The organism is Isoptericola sp. NPDC055881, assembly GCF_053615895.1.
The window spans coordinates 15,682-36,711 of sequence record NZ_JBSHCR010000045.1 but is presented as its reverse complement, the minus strand read 5'-3'; the positions used below and the strand labels follow the sequence as shown (position 1 = coordinate 36,711).

Sequence of the window (21,030 nt, the reverse complement as noted above, 5' to 3'; positions counted from 1 at the left end):
TGCGCACGTTCTGAGCGTTCAGAACGTGCGCAACCGCCTGTTCGGCGCAGGGTGGTGAGGCGCGTCAGGCGTCGTCGTCCGCCAGCTTGTAGCCCAGGCCGCGCACGGTCAGGAGGAGCTGCGGGGACCCCGGGTCGGACTCGATCTTCGAGCGGATCCGCTTCACGTGAACGTCGAGCGTCTTCGTGTCGCCGACGTAGTCCGCACCCCACACCCGGTCGATGAGCTGCCCGCGGGTGAGCACGCGGCCGGCGTTGCGCAGCAGCAGCTCCAGCAGGTCGAACTCCTTCAGCGGCAGGGACACCGTGTCGCCGCCCACCGTCACGGTGTGCCGCTCCACGTCCATCCGCACCGGGCCGACCTCGAGCACCGGCTCCCCGTCGTCGTCGTGCCCGTTCGACGCCGCGTCCGGCGCGGCGGGGCCACGTCGCCGCATCACGGCGCGCATGCGCGCCAGCAGCTCACGGAACGAGTACGGCTTGGTGACGTAGTCGTCGGCGCCCAGCTCCAGGCCCACGACCTTGTCGATCTCGGAGTCCTTGGCCGTGAGCATGATGACGGGCACGTCGCCACGCTGCCGCAGCTCGCGGCACACCTCCGTCCCGGACAGGCCGGGCAGCATGAGGTCGAGCAGCACGAGGTCCGCGCCGCCGTCGTCGTAGGCGGCCAGCGCGTCCACCCCGTTCGAGGCCTCCACGACCTCGAAGCCCTCGCGGGTCAGCTGATATGTCAGGGGGTCCCGGTAGGACTCCTCGTCCTCGACCACCAGGATGCGCGTCACGCACCTACCTCCTCGTCCGTCGTGCCACTGTTCGGGTTCTGGTCGTGCTGGGTCTGGTCGTGCCGGGTCGGGTCGTGCGGGGACTGCGGGACGTCCTGCGGGATCTCCTGCGGCACGTCGGCCGCCGGGATGCGCAGGGTGAACGTGGAGCCCTTGCCGGGCTCGGACCACATCTGCACGTCGCCGCCGTGGTCGGCCGCGACGTGCTTGACGATGCTCAGTCCCAGCCCGGTGCCGCCGGTGTCGCGGGAACGCGCCGGGTCCACGCGGTAGAAGCGCTCGAAGACGCGCTCCTGCTCGTCGGCGGCGATGCCGACGCCCTGGTCGACGACGTCGATCTCGACGAGGCCGCCACGCTCGCGCACCCCCACGCCCACGCGGGTGTGGTCGGCCGAGTACGCGACCGCGTTGTCCAGCAGGTTGCGCACCGCCGTCACCAGCAGGTTGTGGTCGCCGTAGACGAGGACGTCCGCGGTGCCGCCCACCGTGATGGTGATGTTCTTCGCCTGCGCGGTGGTGCGGGCGCGGTCCACCGCCTCGGCCACGACGTCGCGCACGGGGATGGTGCTGACCTCCTGCAGGGCGCCGGCCACCTGCAGGCGGGAGAGCTCGATGATCTCGTGCACCAGCGCGGACAGCCGCTGGGCCTCCGCCTGCATGCGCTGGGTGAAGCGGCGCACGGCCACCGGGTCGTCCGCGGCGTCCTGCACCGTCTCGGCCAGCAGCGCCAGCGCCCCGACCGGCGTCTTCAGCTCGTGCGACACGTTGACGACGAAGTCGCGGCGGATGGCCTCGACGCGGCGTGCCTCGGTCCGGTCCTCGGCGAGGACGAGGAGCTTGTCCGGCCCCACCGGCGCGACGCGCACCTGCAGGAGCACCGTGCCGGAACCGATCGGGCCGCGCGGCAGCTCGAGCTCCTTCTCCCGGATCACCCCGTCGCGGCGTACCTGGCGCACCAGGTCGACGATCGACGGGTGCTGCAGGGCGTCGTTGCGCACCACGCCCAGCGCGTACGCGGGCGGCGACGCGCGCACCACCTCGTCCTCCTCGTCGAGCACCACCGCGGCCGACCGCAGCACCGCGAGCACGCGCACGAGCCCCTCGTCGAGCTCGGCGGGGGCCGCCTCCGGCGACCGGCGCTGGACCCGCTCGGAGAAGCGGAAGGCGAGAGTGGCGATCACGCCGACCACGACGCCGAAGATGCCCGCGACGACCGCGGTGACGCCTGGGAGGATTCCGTCCACGGCAGCAGCCTAGGTGGCGGCGGGGCGGGAATCCGTCGCGGAGCGGAACTGCTCAGCGAGCCGTCGCCCACTGTTCACCTTCGGCCCTCCCGGAGTTCACCTGGGCGCCCCCGGCCCGTCCATGAGGCGTGGCAGGGTGCGGTCAGAACACTTCTTTCCGAGAGGACAGCGATGCGAGAGATCTTCGAGGCCGAGCTGCGCCAGGTGGGTGACGACCTCATCGAGATGAGCAGGCTCGTCGAGTCGGCCATCCGGCGCGCCGGCGACGCCCTGCTCGGGGCAGACCACCAGCTGGCGCAGGAGGTCATCGCCTCCGACCACGCCATCGACCGGCTCGAGAGCGAGCTCGACGAGCGCTGCGTGCACCTGCTCGCGCAGCAGGCGCCCGTCGCGACCGACCTGCGGATCGTCATCTCGGCGCTGCGCATCAGCGCGTCGCTCGAGCGCATGGGCGACCTCGCCCGGCACGTCGCCGAGATCGCCCGCGGCCGCTACCCGGCCCAGGCCGTGCCCGGGCCTGCGCGCGAGACCTTCGTCAAGATGCACGGCGCGGCGGTCCACGTCGCCCAGCGCACGACGGCGCTCCTCGCCACCCGCGACGTCGCGCTCGCCGCCGAGGTGCAGCAGGACGACGACCTGCTCGACGCCCTGCACCAGGACACCTTCGCCGCGACGCTCGACCCGGACTGGCCCGGCAACGCGCAGGAGACCGTCGACGTCACCCTGCTCGGCCGGTACTACGAGCGGTTCGGCGACCACGGCGTCTCCGTCGCGCGTCGCATCACCTTCCTCGTCACGGGCAACTTCGACGACGAGCACGCGCGCGCCGACGCCTGAGCCGCCCCCGACCACGGTCTGCGTGGTCGGGGCGGCGAGGTAGGGACGGTTTTCTTGTCGCGAGGCGCGCCATCCGGCCGCTCGTTCCTCGCGACCTCCCGCCAGGCCCAGCCAGCCTCGCGACAAGAAGACCGTCCCTACCTCGCCTCGCTCCTCCGTACCGCCGCGCGTGTGGCGGCGACTCGCCGGCGCGGGTCCATGAGCACCTCGACCGCGTCGATCCACTGCTCGACGGCGGCCGGCAGGCCGCGCACGGACGCGCCGGCGGCGTCTCGGAGCAGCTCCGGCAGACCCCGCAAGCCGCGGAACGGGCGATCGAAGAACGGCTCGGTCGCCGCGCCGTCGAGCGACGGCAGGCCGAGCTCGCGCTGCCGCTCGTGCAGGGCGTCGCAGGCGTCGCCGAGGGCGGCGTCGCGCTCCCGCCAGGACGGTGCCGCGAGCGCCCGGTCCAGGTGCGGGCCCGCCGCCGACGGGGTGTCCGCGAACGCCGTGCCCAGCCACTTGGGGTAGGGCGGCCAGCGCCGCTCCAGCAGCAGGCCGAGGCGCAGCAGCGAGCCCGCCAGGCGGGCCGCCAGGACCCGGGAGCCGACGTCGTCGCCGCGGTCGCCGGTGCGGCCGACGAGAACGGCAGCTCCTGCCCCACCCGGGCCCACTCGGCGGCGAGGACGTGCAGCCAGACGTCGTCGGGGTACCAGGCCAGCCGCTCCCGGACCGCGGTGAGCTCCCCCGGGCCGTCGTGGAAGACGGGGCCGGCCGTCACCTCCAGCACGCTCTGCCCCGTGAGGGACAGCCAGCCCGTGGCGTCGAGCTCGGTGACGGGGTCCAGGCCGAGCCGGGAGCGCGCGAACGCACGGGGCGTCGTGACCTCGGCCCGGTGCCGCACCACCGGCTCCCACGTGGTCGCGAACCGGGTGGGCAGGCCCGCGTGCTCGGCGGGCAGCGCCCCTCCCAGGTAGGCGTCCACGGCCACGACGTCGGCCGCGTCGACCAGCAGCGTGAGCCGCAGCCCCCAGTCGTGGTCGCGCGACGTCGCGTCGTCGAGACCGAGCACGTCCGACCCGCTGCCCAGCCGGGCCGCCGCGTACGGCAGGCCCGGGCGCCAGGCGTCGAGCAGGGGCCGGACGACGTCGTCGTGGTAGGCCCGCGCGAGGCCGATGCCGGTGTGCACGCGGTCACCCTGCCAGGCGAGCGGCGCCGGGACCCACCCCTTTCCCGGCGCCGCTCCTGGCCGGACAGCCGGTCAGCCCGCCAGCGACGCCTCGAACGACGCCCCGGCGGCCTGGGACAGCACCGCCTGGACGGTGACGACGTGCCCCCCGGTGACGGTCAGGCGCTCGTGCGCCGACGTGACGCGGGAGAGCTTGCGGTCCAGGTCGATCTCGACGGTCGCGGCCTCGATCGACCTCGACGGCGACGACACGGCCAGCGTGGCCTCCCGCGCGTGGCCGGAGACGAGGACGGCGCACGGGCCGGTGGCGCGGACCGGACCCTCGTCGGTCGCGGCGAACAGGTGGGCGAACAGGAACCACCGGCCTCGGCGCACCGCTCGGACGACGTGCGCCGTCGCGTCCTGCCGCAGCACCTCGACGTCGAGCTTCTCGAGGCCGTCCGCTGCCACCGTGGCCGTGCGCTCGGCGGTGGCGCCGGGCAGGATCACGTAGCCGTACCGTCCTCCCGTGGTCCCCGCGGGGTGCTGGACGGTCACGGTCGCGTAGCGGCGGGTGCGCAGGTCGGCGGAGCCGCCGGTGTCGGCGCCGGAGTTCACGTCCCGCCACGACCCGGACCGGTCGGCCACCTGCGCGCGGACGGCCTGGCCGTCGCCGAGCAGCACGTACCCGGCCACGCCCTCCACGTGAGCCCAGGTGGGCGCCGCCCCCTCGACCGGGCCGGTCACCCGCGCGCCGTCGAGCAGCAGCGCCGGGTCACGGTCCGTGGGGAAGGAACGGTTCTCGATCACCGTCTCGGCGTCGGACCCGGTCACCGTGACGTCCGAGCCGAGCGCGACCACCGCGTCGTCGAGCAGGAACCACGACTTCTTCGCCCGGACGGTGCCGAGACTGTTGGTGAGGTCCATGCCGGCGGTGCCCCACCGCCCGGAGAGCCCCACCCCTCCGGCCCACCCGTTCTGCGCTCGCGGGATGCCGGTCCCCGCGCCCGACGCGCCCGACTGGCGCGGCGAGAGGGACGCCGTCGTGCCGGGCAGGCGGTAGGGGTCGACCGTGGGCCAGTAGTCGTCGGAGAACTGACCCTGGTCGCCGTCGACGTACAGGTAGGCGGCGCCGTCGCCCTGGTGCCAGCCGAGGTTGTTCTCGTCGTTGCCCCACTCGTAGCGGCCGATCCGGCGCGACGACGTGGCCACGGTGTATGCCCAGCCGCTCCCCCGGTGCACCATCCGCTCCTGGGCACCGAACTGCCGGTGCCCGAGCGGCTCCGGGGCGCCGGTCACCCCGTCGTCGGCGAGCACGGGCAGCGCGCGCGACAGGTCGCTGAGCGTGGCACCGGCCGCGTAGTCCTCCGTACAGCGCGACAGCCACCCCTTGGCCAGCGAGCGGTACGTGTCCCGGTACGGCGCCGGCATCTGGGTGGCGAGCAGCAGCAGCGAGCCCGCGGTCGTGAACCCGTCGTGGAAGTCGTGCTCGCGCTCGCGCGAGACGGCGCGCCCGCGGACGGTCTCCAGCATCCGTCCGTTCCAGACGAACGGCGCGAACGACCGCTCGGGTGCGGCCAGGATCATCTCGACGTCCGGGTCCGTCACCTCCCACGGGCTGCCGGTGACCAGCATCAGCGAGCGGGCGACGCCCGACAGCGCCACGTTGCCGTAGGTGCCGACGTACGGCAGGTACGAGTGGTCCACGTAGGACCCGTCGGCGTAGAAGCCGTTGCCCGACGTGACGTACCGGAACAAGCTGTTGCGCCCGCCGCCCGCCCTGTCGCTGAGCGCGTCGCGGGCCAGCACCATGTCGGCCTCGTCGCGGGCGGTGATGCCCCGCAGCAGGCACGCGAGCGCCTTGTCGGCCCGGTTGCCGCCCGTCTCGGGCGAGGTCGACGTGCCGCGGTAGTTCGGGTTCGGGGTGAAGCGGCGGACCGCGGCGACGGCGGCCGCGCGGTCGGCGTCGGTGAGCAGCGCGTCGACGAGGACGGACAGGTCGCCGAGGGTGCGCGGGATGCCGATCTCCCAGAACCACCAGTTCCCCGACTTCCGGATCGTCAGGTTGTACCAGTGCGCGCTCATGTGCCGGTACCAGGCGACGAGTTGGTCGGCGACGCCCGCGTCCGCGTGCTGCTGCGTGCCCGGGGTGGCCCACGCCGTCGCGACCACGAGGATCCGGGAGTAGGTGAGGGAGATGTTGCCTTCTGCCGGCCCGGCCATCGGCAGGTCGGTCCACAGGTCGCCGCCCGCGGCGGGCGCCGCGGCGGCCGAGGCCAGCGCGTCGCCCGCACGGGACGACAGGTCGGCGAGCCGCGCGGCGATCTGCGGGTGCGTGGCGTCGAGGCCGGCGCCGCCGGTCAGGTAGTCCGCCCACCGGGCGCGCAGGCCGTCGAAACCGTCGGCCGCGTGCGCCGCCGGGAGGCCGAGCGGGCCGAGGAGGCCCGCCGCCGCGGGGACGGCGGCCCCCATCAGCAGCAGATGGCGTCGCGTGATGCCCGGACCGGTGGCCACAGGGTGCTGTGCGTGCATGGGCGTCCCTCTCGTCGTCGAAACAGAACCGCCGGACACCCACGCCGTCGTGGGTGACGTGCGGCCACTATGGCGCGCGACGATCGGGACGACAACGTTCCGGTCACAACCGATCATCGGTGGAGTCGACGGAAGGATCGTAGGGACGACGACGGCGCCGCACCCCGTGGGGTGCGGCGCCGTGCGCAGGCCCGTCGGGCGACGTGCCGGTGCTGTGCCTGCTGGCTGGTTACTTGCCCTGGTTCGCGACGGCCGCGATGGCGTCCTTCGCAGCCTCGGGGTCGAGGTAGGTGCCGCCCGGGTTGGTCGGCTTCAGGGTCTCCTCGTCGAGCTCGTACACCAGCGGGATGCCCGTAGGGATGTTGAGCCCGGCGATGGTCTGGTCGTCGACGCCGTCGAGGTGCTTGACGATCGCGCGCAGCGAGTTGCCGTGCGCCGCGACGAGGACGGTCTTGCCAGCCTGGAGGTCCGGCACGATCTCGCCGTCCCAGTACGGCAGGGCCCGCTCGAGCACCTGCTTGAGGGCCTCCGAGCGCGGGATGGGCTCGCCGGCGTAACGCACGTCGGCGTCCTGCGAGAACTCCGAGCCCAGCTCGATCTCGGGCGGCGGCACGTCGTAGGAGCGGCGCCAGAGCATGAACTGCTCCTCGCCGTACTGGTCGCGCACCTGCTTCTTGTCCTTGCCCTGCAGGTCACCGTAGTGGCGCTCGTTGAGGCGCCAGTTGCGCTTGACCGGGATCCAGTGACGGTCCGCGGCGTCGAGCGCCAGGTTCGCCGTGTTGATGGCGCGGCGCAGCAGCGACGTGTGCACGACGTCGGGGGTGACGCCCGACTCCTTGAGCAGCTCGCCGCCGCGCTTGGCCTCCGCGGTGCCCTTCTCCGACAGCGGCACGTCCACCCAGCCGGTGAAGAGGTTCTTGGCGTTCCACTCGCTCTCGCCATGGCGGAGCAGCACGAGGGTGTAGGTCATGGGTCCATCCTGCCTGCTGGACGCCGGCGCCCGCACCGCGGGTCGGATCCCGGGACGCCGGCGTCCGGCCGGGCGTGCGCTCAGGAGCCGGCGCGCTCGAGGACGAAGACGGGGATCTCGCGGTCCGTCTTGCGCTGGTAGTCGGCGTAGTCCGGGTACGCGGCGACGCACCGCTCCCACCACAGCGCCTTCTCCTCGCCCGTGATCTCGCGCGCGACGTACTCGTGCTTCTCCGGGCCGTCCTGCAGCTCCACCCGCGGGTTCGCGACGACGTTGTAGTACCAGACGGGGTGCTTCGGGGCGCCGCCCAGCGACGCGACGACGGCGTACTCGCCCTCGTGCTCCACCCGCATCAGCGGCGTCTTGCGGAGCTTGCCGCTCTTCGCGCCCACGGTCGTGAGGATGACGACGGGCATGCCGCGCATCGTCGTGCCCTTCGTCCCGCCGGACGACTCGTACTCCTCGACCTGCTTGGCGGCACGAGCGGACGGGCTGGGTGCGTACTCTCCGGTGATCGGCATACCCGGTCCAATTGCTGGCCCCAGCGATCCATTCCCGTGCTACCTCGGCAGGACCCCGACTACCTCGGCACGGCCTGGACTACCTCGGCGAGCGCGCGCGGTGCACCTTCGCCGCCTGCGCGTACACGTCGAGCATGGCCGCGGCGGCGCGGTCCCAGCTGAACCGCTCGCTGGCGCGGCGGGCGCCGGCGGCGAGGCGGTCGCGGCGCTCGTCGTCGGCGAGGAGGTCGCCGAGCTCGCGCGCCCACGTCCACGGGCTATGGTCGGGCACCAGGACGCCGGAGACGCCGTCCACCACGACGGTCTGCAGGCCACCCACCGCGGCGGCGACGACGGGCGTGCCCGCCGCCTGCGCCTCGGCGGCCACCAGGCCGAACGACTCGTTGTGCGACGGCACCGCGACGACGTCTGCCGCGCGCAGGTAGTCGACCAGCTCCTCGCGCGGTACGGGCGGACGCACGATCAGGCGGTCGGTGACGCCCACCTGGTGGGCCAGCGCCTCCAGCTCGCGCACCGCCGTCGCGCGACCGCTCGCCCCGCCGAGGACCACGAGCGCCGGTACGCGGGACCCGCCGCCGTCGCACCACGCCTCGGGCTCGGTGGCGTCGCCGGTGCTGGCATGGTCGGCCAGGACGCCGAGCGCGCGGACCAGCACGTCCGGCCCCTTGAGGAGCTGGACCCGGCCCGCGAACAGCACGACCTTGCGGTCCAGCGGCAGTCCCAGCCGCTCCCGCAGCGCGCGGCGCGCGGTGGCGGCGTCCTGGCCCGGGACGGGCTCGAGCGGCCGGAAGACGTCGAGGTCCACACCGGGCGCGACGACGTGCACCCGGTCGGGGTCGGCGCGGTACTCCTGCTCGAGGTCGTGGGCCTCCTCACGCGTGGAAGCGACGAGCCCGTCGGCAGCCTCGACCACCTGCTCCTCCCCCACGACGCGCCCCACGGGCTCTGGCGCGTCCCCCGGGGCGAGGGCGGCGTTCTTGACGCGCGCCATCGTGTGCATGGTGTGCACGAGCGGGACGTCCCAGCGCTCCGCGGCCAGCCAGCCCACCTGGCCCGAGAGCCAGTAGTGGCTGTGCACGACGTCGTACCAGTGCGGCGGGCGGTGCGCCTCGGCCCGCAGCACGCCGGCGGTGAAGGCGCACAGCTGGCCGGGCAGGTCGTTCTTGTCCAGCCCCTCGTACGGGCCCGCCGCGACGTGCACCACGCGGATGCCGGGCTCCACGTCCACGGACCGTGGCTGGGCGGACGACGTCGCGCGCGTGAAGATCTCGACCTCGGCACCGCGCCGGGCCAGCGCCCGCGACAGCTCCAGCACGTAGACGTTCATGCCGCCCGCGTCGCCGGTGCCCGGCTGGTCGAGCGGCGACGTGTGCACCGACAGCATCGCCACCCGGGGTCCGGGCCGCACGGCGTCGGCCGAGGTGCTCATCAGGACTCCAGCACGCAGGCGGGCGGCGTCGGGAGGACGTGGCGCGCGACGACCTCCCCGGTCCCGGTGGCCGGGTCGAGCCGCACGGTGCCGAGCTCGCTGCGGCCCTGCAGCGCGACGACGACGGTCTCGGTGCCGTCGTCGTCGGTCGCGAGGACGGCATGGTGGCGCGGCCAGGCGCCCTCGCCGAGCGGCACGTCCGCGAGGTGCTCCAGGCGCGGCGCGGCGCCGTCTCCGGCCGGGTGCACGCGAAGCACCGCCAGCAGGTCCGCGCCCCGCACGCCGACGTGCAGGCGCGTGCCGTCCGCGCTGAGGCTCACGTGCGACGGGAAGTCCCGGCCGCCCTCGGCCGCCGGGGAGACCGGCACCGCACCGGCGGACGTCCACCCGTCGCCGTCACGCACCAGCACGTGCGCGCGGGCGTCGAGCTCGCCGACCACGACGAGCGACCCGTCTGCGAGCGCGACGAGATGACGCGGGCCGGTGCCGGGCGGCAGGACGGCGGCGACCTCCGCGGGGGCGCCGGCGTCCGCGCCCGTCGCCGGGTAGCGCCGCAGCACGTCCGCGCCGAGGTCGCACACGAGGACGTCGTCGCCGGCGGCGGCCACGAAGTGCGCGTGCGGGCCCGCCTGCCGTTCCACGACCGGGCCGCTGCCGACGCCGGGGTGCGTGACGACCCCCTCCGCGGCGAGGTCTCCCGTCGCCGCGTCGACCGGCACGGCCGCCGCCACGCCGTCGCCGTAGTTCGCCAGCCAGACGACGTCACGGCGGGCCAGCACGTGGCACGGGTCGTCGCCGCCGGACGCGATCGAGCCCGACGGCGCGAGGGTGGCGGCGCCGTCGGCGTCCTCGACCCGGAACGCCGTGAGCGTCCCTGCGGGCGTCTCCCCCACCGCGTAGAGCGTGCGCCCGGAGGGGTGCAGCGCGAGGAAGGAGGACGAGGTGGCGGCCACGGTCGCGACCGCCGAGGCGACCGAGCCGTCGGCCCGGTCCAGCTCGACGCGCCAGATGCTCTCCCCGCTGCCCGGCGCGGCGCCCGGCTCCGGATAGGTGCCGACCCAGAGCTGCGCCCGAGCGCCCGTTCCCGTCATGGCCTCAGCCTATGACCGCGCCGCTGCCGGCGGAACGCGCACGACCCCCGGCCGGAGCCCGGCCAGGGGTCGTGCCTGCGGGGTGCCCGCGTGGTGCGACGAGTCAGTGCGCAGCCTCGTAGGCGGTCAGCACCGCCGCGGGGATGCGACCCCGGTCGCTCACGTTGTGGCCGTTCTCGCGGGCCCACTCGCGGACCTTCGCGAGCTGCGCACGGTCGGTGCCGGTGCGGCGTGCGGCGGAGCGGGTGGCACCGCCGAGCCGAGCCGTGGTCTTGCGGCCGTGCCCGATCCAGGTGGCGAACGCGTCACGAAGCTCGGACGCGTGCGCGGACGTGAGGTCGATCTCGTAAGAGACGCCGTCAAGCGCGAACGTCACGGTCTCGTCCGCTTCGCTCCCGTCGATATCGTCGATCAGGACGATCTGCTGCTTCTGAACCACGTGAATGCCTTCCGGTCATGAAGAGATGACGTCACAAAGAATGCCTTCGTCTTCACCGGAAAGTCAACGCGAATCGCGCACGGCGCACGACCTCGCGAAGCCTTCAGTGCGATTCTGCCCGCGCCGCCGCCTCTTCGGCGTCCAGGCGCTCGAGCGCGAGACGCTCGTTCCGGTCGGCATGCATGATCTTGCGCATCGCCAGCCAGAAGAGCAGGCCGACCCCGACGGACGGGGCGAGCCCGGCCATGATCGCGAGAAAAGTGTCCATGATCTGACTTTCGTTCAGGCCGTCGGCTTGACGAGCGGGAAAAGGATGGTCTCGCGGATACCGAGCCCCGTGAGCGCCATCAGAAGTCGGTCGAGGCCCATGCCCATGCCTCCCGACGGCGGCATCGCGTGCTCCATGGCGGTGAGGAAGTCCTCGTCGAGGGCCATCGCCTCGTCGTCGCCCGCCGCGGCGAGGAGCGCCTGCGCCTCGAAACGCTGCCGCTGGACCACCGGGTCCACGAGCTCGGAGTACCCCGTGGCCAGCTCGAAGCCGCGCACGTACAGGTCCCACTTCTCCACCTGGCCGGGCACCGTGCGGTGCGCACGCACCAGAGGCGACGTCTCAACGGGGAAGTCGCGCACGAACGTGGGCGCGTAGAGCGCGTCCCCCACGTGGTGCTCCCACAGCTCCTCGACCAGCTTGCCGTGGTTCACCCTCTTGGGGTCCACCGAGATCTCGGCCTTCTCCGCCAGGTCGGTGAGATGCTCGACCGTGGTGTCGGGAGTGATCTCCTCACCGATCGCCTCGGAGAGCGAGCCGTACATCGTGATCTGCGCCCATTCGCCGCCGAGGTCGTACTCCTCGCCGTCGGGAAGGGTGACGACCGTGGTGCCGAGAACCTCGAGCGCGGCCCGCTGCACAAGATCCTGCGTCAGAGCGCCGATCGTGTTGTAGTCGCCGTACGCCTCATAGGCCTCGAGCATCGCGAACTCCGGCGAGTGCGTGGAGTCGGCGCCCTCGTTGCGGAAGTTGCGATTGATCTCGAAGACCTTCTCGATTCCACCCACGACGGCCCGCTTGAGGAAGAGCTCCGGCGCGATCCGCAGGAAGAGGTCGATGTCATAGGCATTCATGTGCGTGCGGTAAGGCCGCGCGGACGCCCCCGACGCGATGGTCTGCAGCATCGGGGTCTCGATCTCGAGGAATCCGCGCTCGTGGAAGTTGTCGCGCAGGGAGCGCACGACCCCCGCACGGGTGCGCACCATCTCGCGGGCGGCGGGGCGCGCGATGAGGTCGACGTACCGCTGGCGGACGCGGGCCTCCTCCGACAGGTCCTTGTGCAGCACCGGCAGCGGGCGCAGCGCCTTGGCCGCCATCTGCCAGGAGTCGGCGAACACGCTCAGCTCGCCGCGGCGCGACGAACCGACCCGGCCGTGGACGAACAGGTGGTCGCCCAGGTCGACGTCGGACTTGAACGACGCGAGCGACTCCTCGCCCACCTCCTTGAGGCTGAGCATCGCCTGCAGGCGATGCCCCTCACCGTCCTGGAGGGTGACGAAGCAGAGCTTGCCCGTGTTGCGCAGGAAGACGACACGGCCGGCGACACCGACGACGTCGTCCGTCTCCTGACCTGCCTCGAGGTGCTCGTAGCCCTCGCGCACCGCCGCGATCGAGTGCGTCACCGGCAGGCTGACGGGGTAGGGCTCGACGCCCTGGTCGAGCAGCCGGTCGCGCTTCTCCCGGCGCACGCGCATCTGCTCCGGGAGGTCGTCCGTGGCTGCGGCAGGGTCGACGTCAGGCACGGCGGAGGCGGGGTTCTGCGGGGAGGTCACCCAGTGATTCTACGAGCGATCTCTAGGGGCGAAGGTCGAGCGCCAGGTCGAGGATCGGGGCCGAGTGCGTGAGCCCGCCCACGGACAGGTAGTCGACGCCGGTCGAGGCGACCTCGCGGGCACGGTCGAGGGTGAGGTTGCCGGTCGCCTCCAGCTCGACGTGCTCCGGCACGCCGCCCACGCCCTGCCGTGCGCGGACGGCCGCCACGGTCGCGCCGAGGACGGGCGTCGGCATGTTGTCGAGCAGCAGGAAGTCCGCCCCGGCGTCGAGCGCTTCCAGCGCCTGGTCGGTGGTGTCGGCCTCGACCTGGACCAGTACGTCGGGGAACGTCGCGCGGACGGCGTCGATCGCGGCGCGGACCGACCCGGCGGCCACGACGTGGTTGTCCTTGACCATCGCGACGTCGTAGAGCCCCATGCGCTTGTTGGTGCCGCCGCCCGCGCGGACCGCGTACTTCTCCAGGGCGCGCAGGCCGGGCGTCGTCTTGCGGGTGTCGAGGACCTGCGCGCCCGTGCCGGCGAGCTCCCGCGACCAGGCCGCCGTCGCCGTCGCGACGCCCGACGCCCGCGAGGCCAGGTTGAGCAGGGTCCGCTCGGCGACGAGCAGCACCTGGACCGGTCCCTCGAGGGACGCCAGCACCTGCCCTCGCTCGACGGCGTCGCCGTCCTGCGCGCGGAAGGTCACCGCAGGCGTGGCCAGGCCCAGGCGCACCGCGACCTGCCGCAGGGTCTCGGTCACCACCACCAGGCCCGCGACCGTGCCCGCCGCCCGCGCCACGAGGTCCGCGGTGCCCGTGGCCGACGTCGGGACCGTGGCCTGCGTGGTCACGTCGCGGCCAGGAGCCGTGCCCAGGTCCTCGTCCAGGGCGACCTCGACCGTGCGGGCGACCCACGCAGCGTCCAGGCCGGGCTCGACGGCCGAGGCCGCGACGCCGCGCGCGGAGCGGTCGTGTGCAGTGAGGTCGCGCGCAGGGCGGTCCTCTGCGGAGAGGTCGCGCGCAGGGCGGTCGTCTGCGGAGGGGTCGCGGTCGGGCAGGTCGCGGAGCGGGTCGGTCGCGGTCACGCTGCGCAACGCTACCGCCCACACCCGAGGCACCCCGCGAGGGAGTTCCCCACCTGCCGAGGTAGTCCCGCACGTGCCGAGGTAGTCGCGAGACTGCCGAGGTAGTTGCGAGTCTGCCGAGGTAGTCGCGAGGCTGCCGAGGTAGTCCCGCACGTGCCGAGGTAGTTGCGAGGCTGCCGAGGTAGTGAAGTGGCCCACTACCTCACCGTGGACCGCACTACCTCGCCAGGGCCCCCACTACCTCGCCGTGGTCCCGACTCCTCACCGTGAACTGCACTACCTCGCCGTGGTCCCGACTACCTCACCGTGAACTGCACTACCTCGCCGCGGACTGCACTACCTCGCGGGGGTGAGGGCTTCCTCGCGGAGGGCGCCGTCGTCGTCGAGGGCGAGGGTGACGCGGCGCTGCCAGGCCGGGTCCGGGACGGGGAAGTCGGTCCGGAAGTGTCCGCCGCGAGACTCCTGGCGCAGCCACGCGGCGTGCACCAGCGCGCTCGCGACCTGGTGCACGGTGGTGGTCTCCCACTCGGCGACCTGCGGGTCGGCGACGACGTCGTCCGTGCGGTGGGCGTCGGTGCGCACGGCGCCGAGGATGGCCGCGGCCGTCTCGAGCGACGCGGCGGACCGCACCGGACCCGCACCCTCCGACGTCGTGCGCTGGACGCGGGAGCGTGCGGCTGCGGCGACGAGGGCCGCCCCGCCGGGGCGCTCCTCCGGGTCGGGCGCCGCCCGCAGCTCGCCGTCCTCGACCCGCTGCGCGACGTCGCGGGCCGCGCGGTGGGCGAAGACCAGGCCCTCCAGCAGGGAGTTGGACGCCAGCCGGTTGGCGCCGTGCACGCCCGTGCACGCGACCTCCCCGACGGCGTACAGGCCCGGCACGGAGGTACGGCCACGCGCGTCGGTCACCACCCCGCCCGAGTGGTAGTGCTGCGCGGGCGCGACCGGCACCGGCTCCTCGGTCCAGTCGATGCCCTGGTCCAGGAGGCGTGCCGTGATGCTCGGGAACCGCCGGCGCAGGAAGTCCGCGCCGAGGTGCCGGGCGTCGAGCAGCACGTGGTCGGCGGACGTCGCGGCCAGACGACGCACGATGGCGTGCGCGACGACGTCGCGCGGCGCCAGCTCGGCCAGCTCGTGCTCCGCGGGCATGAAGCGATACCCGTCGACGTCGAGCAGCAGCGCGCCCTCGCCGCGGACGGCCTCGCTGATGAGCGGCTGCTGACCCTTGGCGCCGAGCCCCTGCCACAGCACCGTGGGGTGGAACTGCACGAACTCCAGGTCGCCCACGGTCGCGCCGGCGCGCAGCGCCGCCGCGATCCCGTCGCCCGTGGCGCCCGGCGGGTTGGTCGACGAGCGGAAGACCTGCCCGATACCGCCCGTGGCCAGCACCACCACGGGTGCCAGCGCCGCGCCCACGCCGTCGCGGCTGCCCGCCCCGCGCACGTGCAGCGTGACGCCCGCCGCAGGCCGGCGCCCGTCCACGCCCGGGGCGCCGGTGAGCACGTCGAGCACCAGCGCGTGCTCCAAGACCTCGATGCCCGGGTCGTCACGTACCGCCTCGATCTGGGCCACGAGCGCCCGGGAGATCTCCGCGCCGGTGGCGTCGCCCCCGGCGTGCGCGATCCGGTCGGCACGGTGGCCGCCCTCGCGGGTGAGGGCGAGGTCGCCGTCCGGCCCGACGTCGAACGACGTGCCTCGGGCCACGAGCTCGCGCACCCGGTCCGGGCCCTCCGTGACGAGCACGCGCACGGCCTCGGGGTCGCTCAGCCCGCCGCCGGCGGCGAGCGTGTCGGTGAGGTGGGCGTCGGGAGTGTCGTCGGGGTGGAGCGCCGCGGCGATGCCGCCCTGCGCCCACACCGTGGACCCGGACGACAGCGCGCCCTTGGTGACCAGGAGCACGCGCGGCACGCGGCTGCGCAGCTCCAGCGCGGCGGTCAGGCCCGCGATCCCGGTGCCGACGACGATGGCGTCGGCGGACGTGGTCCAGCCGGGGGCGGGGGCGGCGAGCGCGCGGGCGAGCCGCGGCCCGTTCACCGGGCAGTCACCGGGGCGGCGTCGCGAGGGCCTGTCACCGGACGGCCGCGAAGGGGATGCCGCTCGACTCCAGACCGAAGCCGTCCGGCACCTGCCCCGGGTCGTCGTCGAGCTCGACGATCCGGTTCTCCGGGTCGACGAACACGACCGCCGGGGAGTACGTGCGGGCGTCGGCGTCGGCGAGCATGCCGTAGGCGATGACGATGACGGTGTCCCCCGGGTGCACCAGGTGCGCCGCCGCGCCGTTGATGCTGACCTGGCGGCCGCCGCGCTCCCCGGGGATGACGTACGTCGTCAGGCGGGCGCCGTTCGTGACGTCGACCACGTCGACCTGCTGGCCGGGGTACAGGTCCGCGGCGTCGAGCAGGTCGGCGTCGATGGTGATCGAGCCGACGTAGTGGAGGTCCGCCTGCGTGACGGTGGCGCGATGGATCTTGCCGATCATCATCGGCCGCTGCAGGGAGGCGGGGCGGTTCACGTGCTCAGTCACTGGGCTTCTCCTGTGGATTCGCGCTGCCGGCGAGGTCCACGGCCTGGTTGTCGATCAGTCGGGTGGCACCGGCACGCGCCGCCACGAGGAGGAGGGCGGACCCGCGGAAGTCCGCGGGCACCGGGTCCACGGTAGTCGGGTCGACGAGTGCCAGGTAATCCACCTCAACCCCGCCGGCCCCCTCCAGGATTCCCGACGCCGCCGCCAGCACGGCCTGCGGTCCCCCGTCGGCCGCGTCGGCGCCCGCCCGCAAGGCCCGCGACAGCGCCAGCGCCGCGGACCGCTCGTCGTCCGAGAGGTAGGCGTTCCGCGACGACATCGCGAGGCCGTCCGGCTCCCGCACGATCGGCACGCCGAGCACCTCGACGTCCACGTCCAGGTCACGCACCATGCGCCGCACCGCCAGGAGCTGCTGGGCGTCCTTCTCCCCGAACAGGGCGACGTCCGGGCGCACCAGGTGCATGAGCTTGAGCACCACGGTGAGGACGCCGTCCAGGTGCCCCGGGCGGGACTCCCCCTCCAGCACCTCGCCGACCCGGCCCGCGGACACCCGCACGATCGGGTCCCCGTCGGGGTAGACGACGTCGGGCGTGGGCGCGAACACGAGGTCCGCCCCGACGCTCGCCAGCTTCGCGACGTCCCCGTCCAGGTCACGCGGGTAGCGGTCCAGGTCCTCGCCGGCGCCGAACTGCAGCGGGTTGACGAAGATCGTCACCACGACCTGCCCGGTCGGCCCGGCCGCCTCGCGGGCCCGGCGCACCAGCTCGAGGTGCCCGTCGTGCAGCGCACCCATCGTCATGACGACGGCACGCTGGTCCGTGGGCTCCGGGCCGGAGAGCGTCCAGGACGTCAGCGCGTCGTGCAGCTGCTCGCGGGAGCGCACGACGGCGGGGGGCGCCGGGGTCGTCGGGGTCGCTGCGCTCATCAGGGCTCCTCGGGCGGGTCGGTGCGGGGCGGGTCGTGCGGGTCGCTGCGGGGCGGGTGCGGGTCGTCGGGGAGCAGCGGCGCGGGCGGTGCGAGGGCGTCCAGCAGGGTCCGCGCGGCCCGGTCGTCGATGCGGTGCGCGGCGAGCGCGCGGCTCGTGGCACCCCGCGCCAGCTCGGTGTACGAGGCGGGCACGTCGACGGCGCCCGTCCGGGCCGCGAGCGACCGCAGCACGTCGAGGTGCGTGCGCACCGTGCCGACGTCGCCCCGCGAGACCGGTCCCGTGAGAGCGCTGATCGCGCCGGGGCCTTCACCGTCGCGCACGTCCGCGGCGCGCGTGGCGCCGTCGAGCGCGGCGGACAGCAGCGGCGCGAGGGCGCGACCGGGCTGCTCGACGCCGGCCGCCTCGAGCGCCTGCGCGGCCTGCGCGACCAGCACCACCAGGTGGTTCGCCCCGTGCGCGAGGGCCGCGTGGTACAGCCCACGGGCCTCTTCCGCGACGATCACGGGCTCGCCGCCGACCTCGACGACGAGCGCCTGGCCGATGGGCTGGACCGCGGCCGGCGCGGTCACCGCGAAGGTGCAGCCCTCCAGCCGGTGCAGGTCGAGGGACGTGCCGGTGAACGTCATCGCCGGGTGCAGCGCCACCGGGATCGCGCCCGCCCGCCGTGCGGGGTCGAGCACGCCCGCGCCGTACCGGCCCGACGTGTGCACCACGAGCTGCCCTGGCTGCCACGCGCCGAGGGCGGCGAGCCCGCTCACGACGTCCGCCAGCGCGTCGTCGGGGACGGCGAGCAGCACGAGCTCGGCGCGCTCCACGACCTGCTCGACCTCGAGGTGCGGGACGCCGGGCAGCAGCGTCGCGATCCGCTCCCGCGACTCCTCGCTGACGCCGCTCGCGCCGACGACGGTGTGTCCCGCCGCCCGGAGCGCGCTCCCGAGCACCGCGCCCACCCGGCCTGCGCCGACGACGCCGACCCCGAGCCGGCCCGGGCGCGCGGACGGCGGCGACTGACGGTCGTCCGGCGTGCTCATCGCGGACCCTCCATCCAACGTTCCGGGCCAGCGTGGGCGCGGGCCTCCCGGGCGCGCGCGGACTGCTCGCCCAGCAGGCGGGCGGCCTCGTCCTCGGCCAGGTGGTAGACGACGGGGCTGATCGGGCCGGGCGTCGAGTGCAGCGCGAACGACGCGAGCCCGCGCCGGCGCTGCCAGGGCCCCTGGGTGAGCCCGAGGGACTGGGTGCGCTCGTGCGGCACCACCTCGAGACGGCGCACGAACCGGCCCCCGCGCGCGAGCAGCGCGCGGCCCGTCACGGCGTACCCGTTGCGACGCCAGCTCCAGGGATCGAGCAACCGGGCACGCCGGGGGCTGGTGACGAACCAGCGGTCCGTGCGCGCGTCGCCCGTGAGGGCCTCGTCCAGCAGCGCGAGCGTCGCGTCCGGGTCCTCGACCTCGAGGTCGGGCAGCACCAGCCACAGCGCGGTGAGCGCCTCCTCGCGAGGCCCGACGGGCAGCAGCACGTGCTGCTGCTCCCCCTCCTGTCCCTCGCCGCCGCCGTAGCCGGCCACGTTGACCCGGACCCGCCACCAGTCCGGGCCGCGCCAGAACGGCCCCTGCGTGAGCGAGACGGCCTGCACGCGGCCCGGCGGGATGGTCTGCGCGCGCGTCTCCAGCAGGCCGTGGCGCAGCCGGATGCCGTCGGGCGACAGCGCCGCGCGGAAGCCGAACTCGCCGGCGAAGCGCTGGAACACGTACCCCCCGACGCCCAGGATCGCGGGCAGCGCGGAGAACAGGATGCTGACCTCGCGGGTCAGGAACACCACGACGCCCACGCCGACCAGCACGAGCACGCCGAACCACACGCCGGGCATCCGCAGCAGCGACAGCAGCAGCCGCGTCGGGGGGACCTCGTACACCTGCCGCTCGGGCGCCTCGGGCGCGACGTCCTCGGGGTCGGCAGCCTCCGGGCGCGCCTCGACGGGCCGCGGGGACGAGTGGTGGGCCGGGTCGCCGGCGCCGAGGGAATCGACGGCGGCGTCGGACGCCTGCGGTGCTGCGGCGGGCCGTGCGTGCTCGGGGTCGGCACGGCGGGCGGCCTTGACGCCCGCCGCGCGGGCGAGCAGGTTCGCGCGCAGCTGCTGCGCGTCCGCCTCCTTGAGGAAGCCGATCGCCACGCCGGAGTCGGAGCCGCCCGCCACCTCGAGGCGCAGCTCCGCGAGGCCGAACAGGCGCGCGAGCAGCGGTTGGCGCACGTCGATCGCCTGCAGCCGGTCGAGCCGCGCGTGCCGCTGCTGCCGGAACAGGATGCCCTTGCGCAGGTGCACGACGTCGTCGTCGACCGCGTACGCCGTCATGCGCCACGCCAGGGCGGCGTACCCGAAGATGATCCCGACGAGCACGACCAGGCCGAGCAGGACCATCCACCACAGGCCACGGATCTCCCCCGCCGCCTCGATCGCGCGCGCCACGTCGTCGAGCACCTGCTGGCCCGCGATGACCAGGATGGCGACCACCGCGGCCCAGCCGCGCACGAACGGCGTGACCGGGTGCACGCGACGCCACGTCAGGTCGCGCGACGCGGCGGCGGCGTTCGCGTCCGGCTCGGGGACGTGAGCCGGGGACGCGCCGGGGGTCGGAGTGCTCACAGGCCCGCCAGCCGCGCCTCGCCCCGAGCGGTGAGCCGGTCACGCAGCCGCTCCGCCTCGTCGGGCACCAGGCCCGGGATGTCGGCGTCCGTGCCGGCCGACGCCGTGTGGAGCTGCACCTTCGCGATCCCCAGCTTCCGGTCGAGCGGGCCCGCCTCCACGTCCACGTACTGCATGCGGCCGTAGGGCACGACGACGAGCGTGCGGAACATGATCCCCTTGCGGATCAGCAGGTCGTCGTCACGCTCCGCGTAGCCGACGGCCCGCACCTGACGGGGCACCAGGAGCACCGCCCACAGCAGCAGCGCGGCCGGGACGCCGGCCAGCAGCCAGAACCACGGGGACACGAGGACCGCGAGCAGCACGCCCGCGACGATCGGCACCGCCAGGGTGGCCGAGATCGAGATCAGACGCGCCGGGACGAGCCGCGGCGACACGCTCTGCCACGCGACGCCCGGCGGGTCGAAGGGACCGGACTGGCGCACGGCCGGATGGTCCGCGCCCGCGGGGGTGGTCGTCATGGGTCCATCCTTCCATCCGGGCGTGCTCCGTCCACATCGTCCGAGCGGCTCGGGTCACGACGGCAGCGGGTCCGCGCGCTCCTCCGTGTCGCCGCCGTCCGCGTCGTCCGACGGCGGGAGCTGGCAGAACTTCTCCACGACGAGGCCCACCACGCAGAGCACCACCGCGCACCCGGCCGCGATCGCGGACGCGATCGCCTGGTCGCGCCGCGCCTCGACCTGGAGCTGTCCGAGCACCACGAGCACGCTGGCGACGTACCGGCCGGCGAGCAGCGCGCCCGTCAGCGCCCCGGCCTTGGCCAGGACGAACGTGCGCGCCGCGCGGAGCGGGTCGAGGTCCGGCCGGTCGCCCTTCTGGTACGCGCGCACGGCCCACCCGGCCCAGAAGATCCCACCGGCCAGCGCGAGCATGGCGACGTCCTCGACCCACGCGACCGTGGGCAGGTAGACGCCGCGCGACTCGAGCAGCCGCAGCAGCCCTGCACCGCCGACCGCCACCAGGGCGAAGACGGCTGCGAGCAGGCGGACCGAGGTACGACGCATC

At 74.3% G+C, this 21,030-nt stretch carries 20 protein-coding genes and 1 pseudogene; 1 reads left to right on the top strand and 20 read right to left on the bottom strand.

Annotated elements, in window-relative coordinates; translation table 11 throughout:
* Nucleotides 1-64: 64 nt before the first annotated feature.
* On the bottom strand, nt 65-781 hold the full coding sequence (locus tag ACWGKI_RS14190) for a response regulator (protein WP_380245218.1): 717 nt from the start codon (nt 779-781) through the stop codon (nt 65-67).
* Entirely contained in the window at nt 778-2,025 is a 1,248-nt protein-coding gene (locus ACWGKI_RS14185; protein ID WP_380245217.1) for a sensor histidine kinase, read from the bottom strand. The genes ACWGKI_RS14190 and ACWGKI_RS14185 overlap by 4 nt, the downstream gene beginning before the upstream one ends.
* Nucleotides 2,026-2,196: 171 nt before the next feature.
* Between ACWGKI_RS14185 and phoU the strand changes: the two genes are divergently transcribed.
* A complete protein-coding gene (phoU, locus tag ACWGKI_RS14180) occupies nt 2,197-2,862 on the top strand; it encodes a phosphate signaling complex protein PhoU (RefSeq protein WP_380245216.1) in 666 nt (221 codons plus the stop codon).
* A 137-nt stretch (nt 2,863-2,999) separates the two neighbouring features.
* On the opposite strand, the gene ACWGKI_RS14175 is transcribed toward phoU, so the two are convergent.
* The 18 genes and pseudogenes from ACWGKI_RS14175 to ACWGKI_RS14090 form a co-directional block, all read right to left on the bottom strand.
* Nucleotides 3,000-3,515, bottom strand: coding sequence for a DUF4037 domain-containing protein (locus tag ACWGKI_RS14175; RefSeq protein ID WP_452187825.1), 516 nt, complete (start codon nt 3,513-3,515; stop codon nt 3,000-3,002).
* 29 nt (nt 3,516-3,544) lie between these two features.
* Nucleotides 3,545-3,622 (bottom strand): annotated as a pseudogene (locus ACWGKI_RS14170) (DUF4037 domain-containing protein); the annotation flags it as partial.
* Between the two features lie 480 nt (nt 3,623-4,102).
* Nucleotides 4,103-6,541, bottom strand: coding sequence for a polysaccharide lyase 8 family protein (locus tag ACWGKI_RS14165; protein ID WP_452187823.1), 2,439 nt, complete (start codon nt 6,539-6,541; stop codon nt 4,103-4,105).
* A 229-nt stretch (nt 6,542-6,770) separates the two neighbouring features.
* Nucleotides 6,771-7,511, bottom strand: a complete 741-nt coding sequence (locus ACWGKI_RS14160) for a phosphoglyceromutase (RefSeq protein ID WP_380243161.1) — start codon at nt 7,509-7,511, stop codon at nt 6,771-6,773.
* An 80-nt stretch (nt 7,512-7,591) separates the two neighbouring features.
* Nucleotides 7,592-8,032 carry a nitroreductase family deazaflavin-dependent oxidoreductase gene (locus ACWGKI_RS14155; protein ID WP_452187821.1) on the bottom strand — a complete coding sequence of 147 codons (441 nt, stop codon included), beginning with the start codon at nt 8,030-8,032 and terminating at the stop codon, nt 7,592-7,594.
* A gap of 79 nt (nt 8,033-8,111) precedes the next feature.
* A complete protein-coding gene (mshA, locus tag ACWGKI_RS14150) occupies nt 8,112-9,461 on the bottom strand; it encodes a D-inositol-3-phosphate glycosyltransferase (protein WP_452187819.1) in 1,350 nt (449 codons plus the stop codon).
* Nucleotides 9,461-10,552, bottom strand: a complete 1,092-nt coding sequence (locus tag ACWGKI_RS14145; RefSeq protein WP_452187817.1) for a lactonase family protein — start codon at nt 10,550-10,552, stop codon at nt 9,461-9,463. Before ACWGKI_RS14145 ends, mshA begins: the two co-directional genes overlap by 1 nt.
* 103 nt (nt 10,553-10,655) lie before the next feature.
* Nucleotides 10,656-10,991, bottom strand: coding sequence for a histone-like nucleoid-structuring protein Lsr2 (locus tag ACWGKI_RS14140; RefSeq protein WP_380243169.1), 336 nt, complete (start codon nt 10,989-10,991; stop codon nt 10,656-10,658).
* A 103-nt stretch (nt 10,992-11,094) separates the two neighbouring features.
* Nucleotides 11,095-11,259, bottom strand: a complete 165-nt coding sequence (locus ACWGKI_RS14135; protein ID WP_380243171.1) for a hypothetical protein — start codon at nt 11,257-11,259, stop codon at nt 11,095-11,097.
* 14 nt (nt 11,260-11,273) lie between these two features.
* The gene (gene lysS / locus ACWGKI_RS14130; RefSeq protein WP_452187815.1) at nt 11,274-12,812 is read right to left on the bottom strand and encodes a lysine--tRNA ligase; all 1,539 of its coding nucleotides are present in this window, start codon (nt 12,810-12,812) and stop codon (nt 11,274-11,276) included.
* 22 nt (nt 12,813-12,834) lie between these two features.
* Complete coding sequence (nadC, locus tag ACWGKI_RS14125) at nt 12,835-13,716, bottom strand: carboxylating nicotinate-nucleotide diphosphorylase (RefSeq protein ID WP_380243192.1); 882 nt, start codon at nt 13,714-13,716, stop codon at nt 12,835-12,837.
* Nucleotides 13,717-14,211: 495 nt separating this feature from the next.
* Nucleotides 14,212-15,906, bottom strand: coding sequence for an L-aspartate oxidase (locus tag ACWGKI_RS14120; RefSeq protein WP_452187813.1), 1,695 nt, complete (start codon nt 15,904-15,906; stop codon nt 14,212-14,214).
* Between the two features lie 34 nt (nt 15,907-15,940).
* Nucleotides 15,941-16,354 carry an aspartate 1-decarboxylase gene (gene panD, locus ACWGKI_RS14115; RefSeq protein WP_380243193.1) on the bottom strand — a complete coding sequence of 138 codons (414 nt, stop codon included), beginning with the start codon at nt 16,352-16,354 and terminating at the stop codon, nt 15,941-15,943.
* A 34-nt stretch (nt 16,355-16,388) separates the two neighbouring features.
* Entirely contained in the window at nt 16,389-17,321 is a 933-nt protein-coding gene (panC, locus tag ACWGKI_RS14110; RefSeq protein ID WP_452187811.1) for a pantoate--beta-alanine ligase, read from the bottom strand.
* Nucleotides 17,321-18,355: a Rossmann-like and DUF2520 domain-containing protein gene (locus tag ACWGKI_RS14105; protein ID WP_452187809.1), complete on the bottom strand. Its 1,035-nt coding sequence runs from the start codon at nt 18,353-18,355 to the stop codon at nt 17,321-17,323. The genes panC and ACWGKI_RS14105 overlap by 1 nt, the downstream gene beginning before the upstream one ends.
* A complete protein-coding gene (locus tag ACWGKI_RS14100) occupies nt 18,352-19,965 on the bottom strand; it encodes a PH domain-containing protein (RefSeq protein WP_452187807.1) in 1,614 nt (537 codons plus the stop codon). Before ACWGKI_RS14100 ends, ACWGKI_RS14105 begins: the two co-directional genes overlap by 4 nt.
* Nucleotides 19,962-20,486: a PH domain-containing protein gene (locus tag ACWGKI_RS14095; RefSeq protein WP_452187805.1), complete on the bottom strand. Its 525-nt coding sequence runs from the start codon at nt 20,484-20,486 to the stop codon at nt 19,962-19,964. The genes ACWGKI_RS14100 and ACWGKI_RS14095 overlap by 4 nt, the downstream gene beginning before the upstream one ends.
* Nucleotides 20,487-20,540: 54 nt before the next feature.
* Entirely contained in the window at nt 20,541-21,029 is a 489-nt protein-coding gene (locus ACWGKI_RS14090; protein WP_380243185.1) for a DUF3180 domain-containing protein, read from the bottom strand.
* Nucleotide 21,030: the final 1 nt, after the last annotated feature.

Bases quoted from the DNA above. Each gene is read 5' to 3' on its own strand.
- phoU (WP_380245216.1), top strand. From the start codon at position 2,197: ATGCGAGAGATCTTCGAGGCCGAGCTGCGCCAGGTGGGTGACGACCTC.
- ACWGKI_RS14165 (WP_452187823.1), bottom strand. From the start codon at position 6,541: ATGCACGCACAGCACCCTGTGGCCACCGGTCCGGGCATCACGCGACGC.
- ACWGKI_RS14160 (WP_380243161.1), bottom strand. From the start codon at position 7,511: ATGACCTACACCCTCGTGCTGCTCCGCCATGGCGAGAGCGAGTGGAAC.
- ACWGKI_RS14155 (WP_452187821.1), bottom strand. From the start codon at position 8,032: ATGCCGATCACCGGAGAGTACGCACCCAGCCCGTCCGCTCGTGCCGCC.
- mshA (WP_452187819.1), bottom strand. From the start codon at position 9,461: ATGAGCACCTCGGCCGACGCCGTGCGGCCCGGACCCCGGGTGGCGATG.
- ACWGKI_RS14145 (WP_452187817.1), bottom strand. From the start codon at position 10,552: ATGACGGGAACGGGCGCTCGGGCGCAGCTCTGGGTCGGCACCTATCCG.
- ACWGKI_RS14135 (WP_380243171.1), bottom strand. From the start codon at position 11,259: ATGGACACTTTTCTCGCGATCATGGCCGGGCTCGCCCCGTCCGTCGGG.
- panD (WP_380243193.1), bottom strand. From the start codon at position 16,354: ATGATGATCGGCAAGATCCATCGCGCCACCGTCACGCAGGCGGACCTC.
- panC (WP_452187811.1), bottom strand. From the start codon at position 17,321: ATGAGCGCAGCGACCCCGACGACCCCGGCGCCCCCCGCCGTCGTGCGC.
- ACWGKI_RS14105 (WP_452187809.1), bottom strand. From the start codon at position 18,355: ATGAGCACGCCGGACGACCGTCAGTCGCCGCCGTCCGCGCGCCCGGGC.
- ACWGKI_RS14095 (WP_452187805.1), bottom strand. From the start codon at position 20,486: ATGACGACCACCCCCGCGGGCGCGGACCATCCGGCCGTGCGCCAGTCC.
- ACWGKI_RS14090 (WP_380243185.1), bottom strand. From the start codon at position 21,029: ATGCGTCGTACCTCGGTCCGCCTGCTCGCAGCCGTCTTCGCCCTGGTG.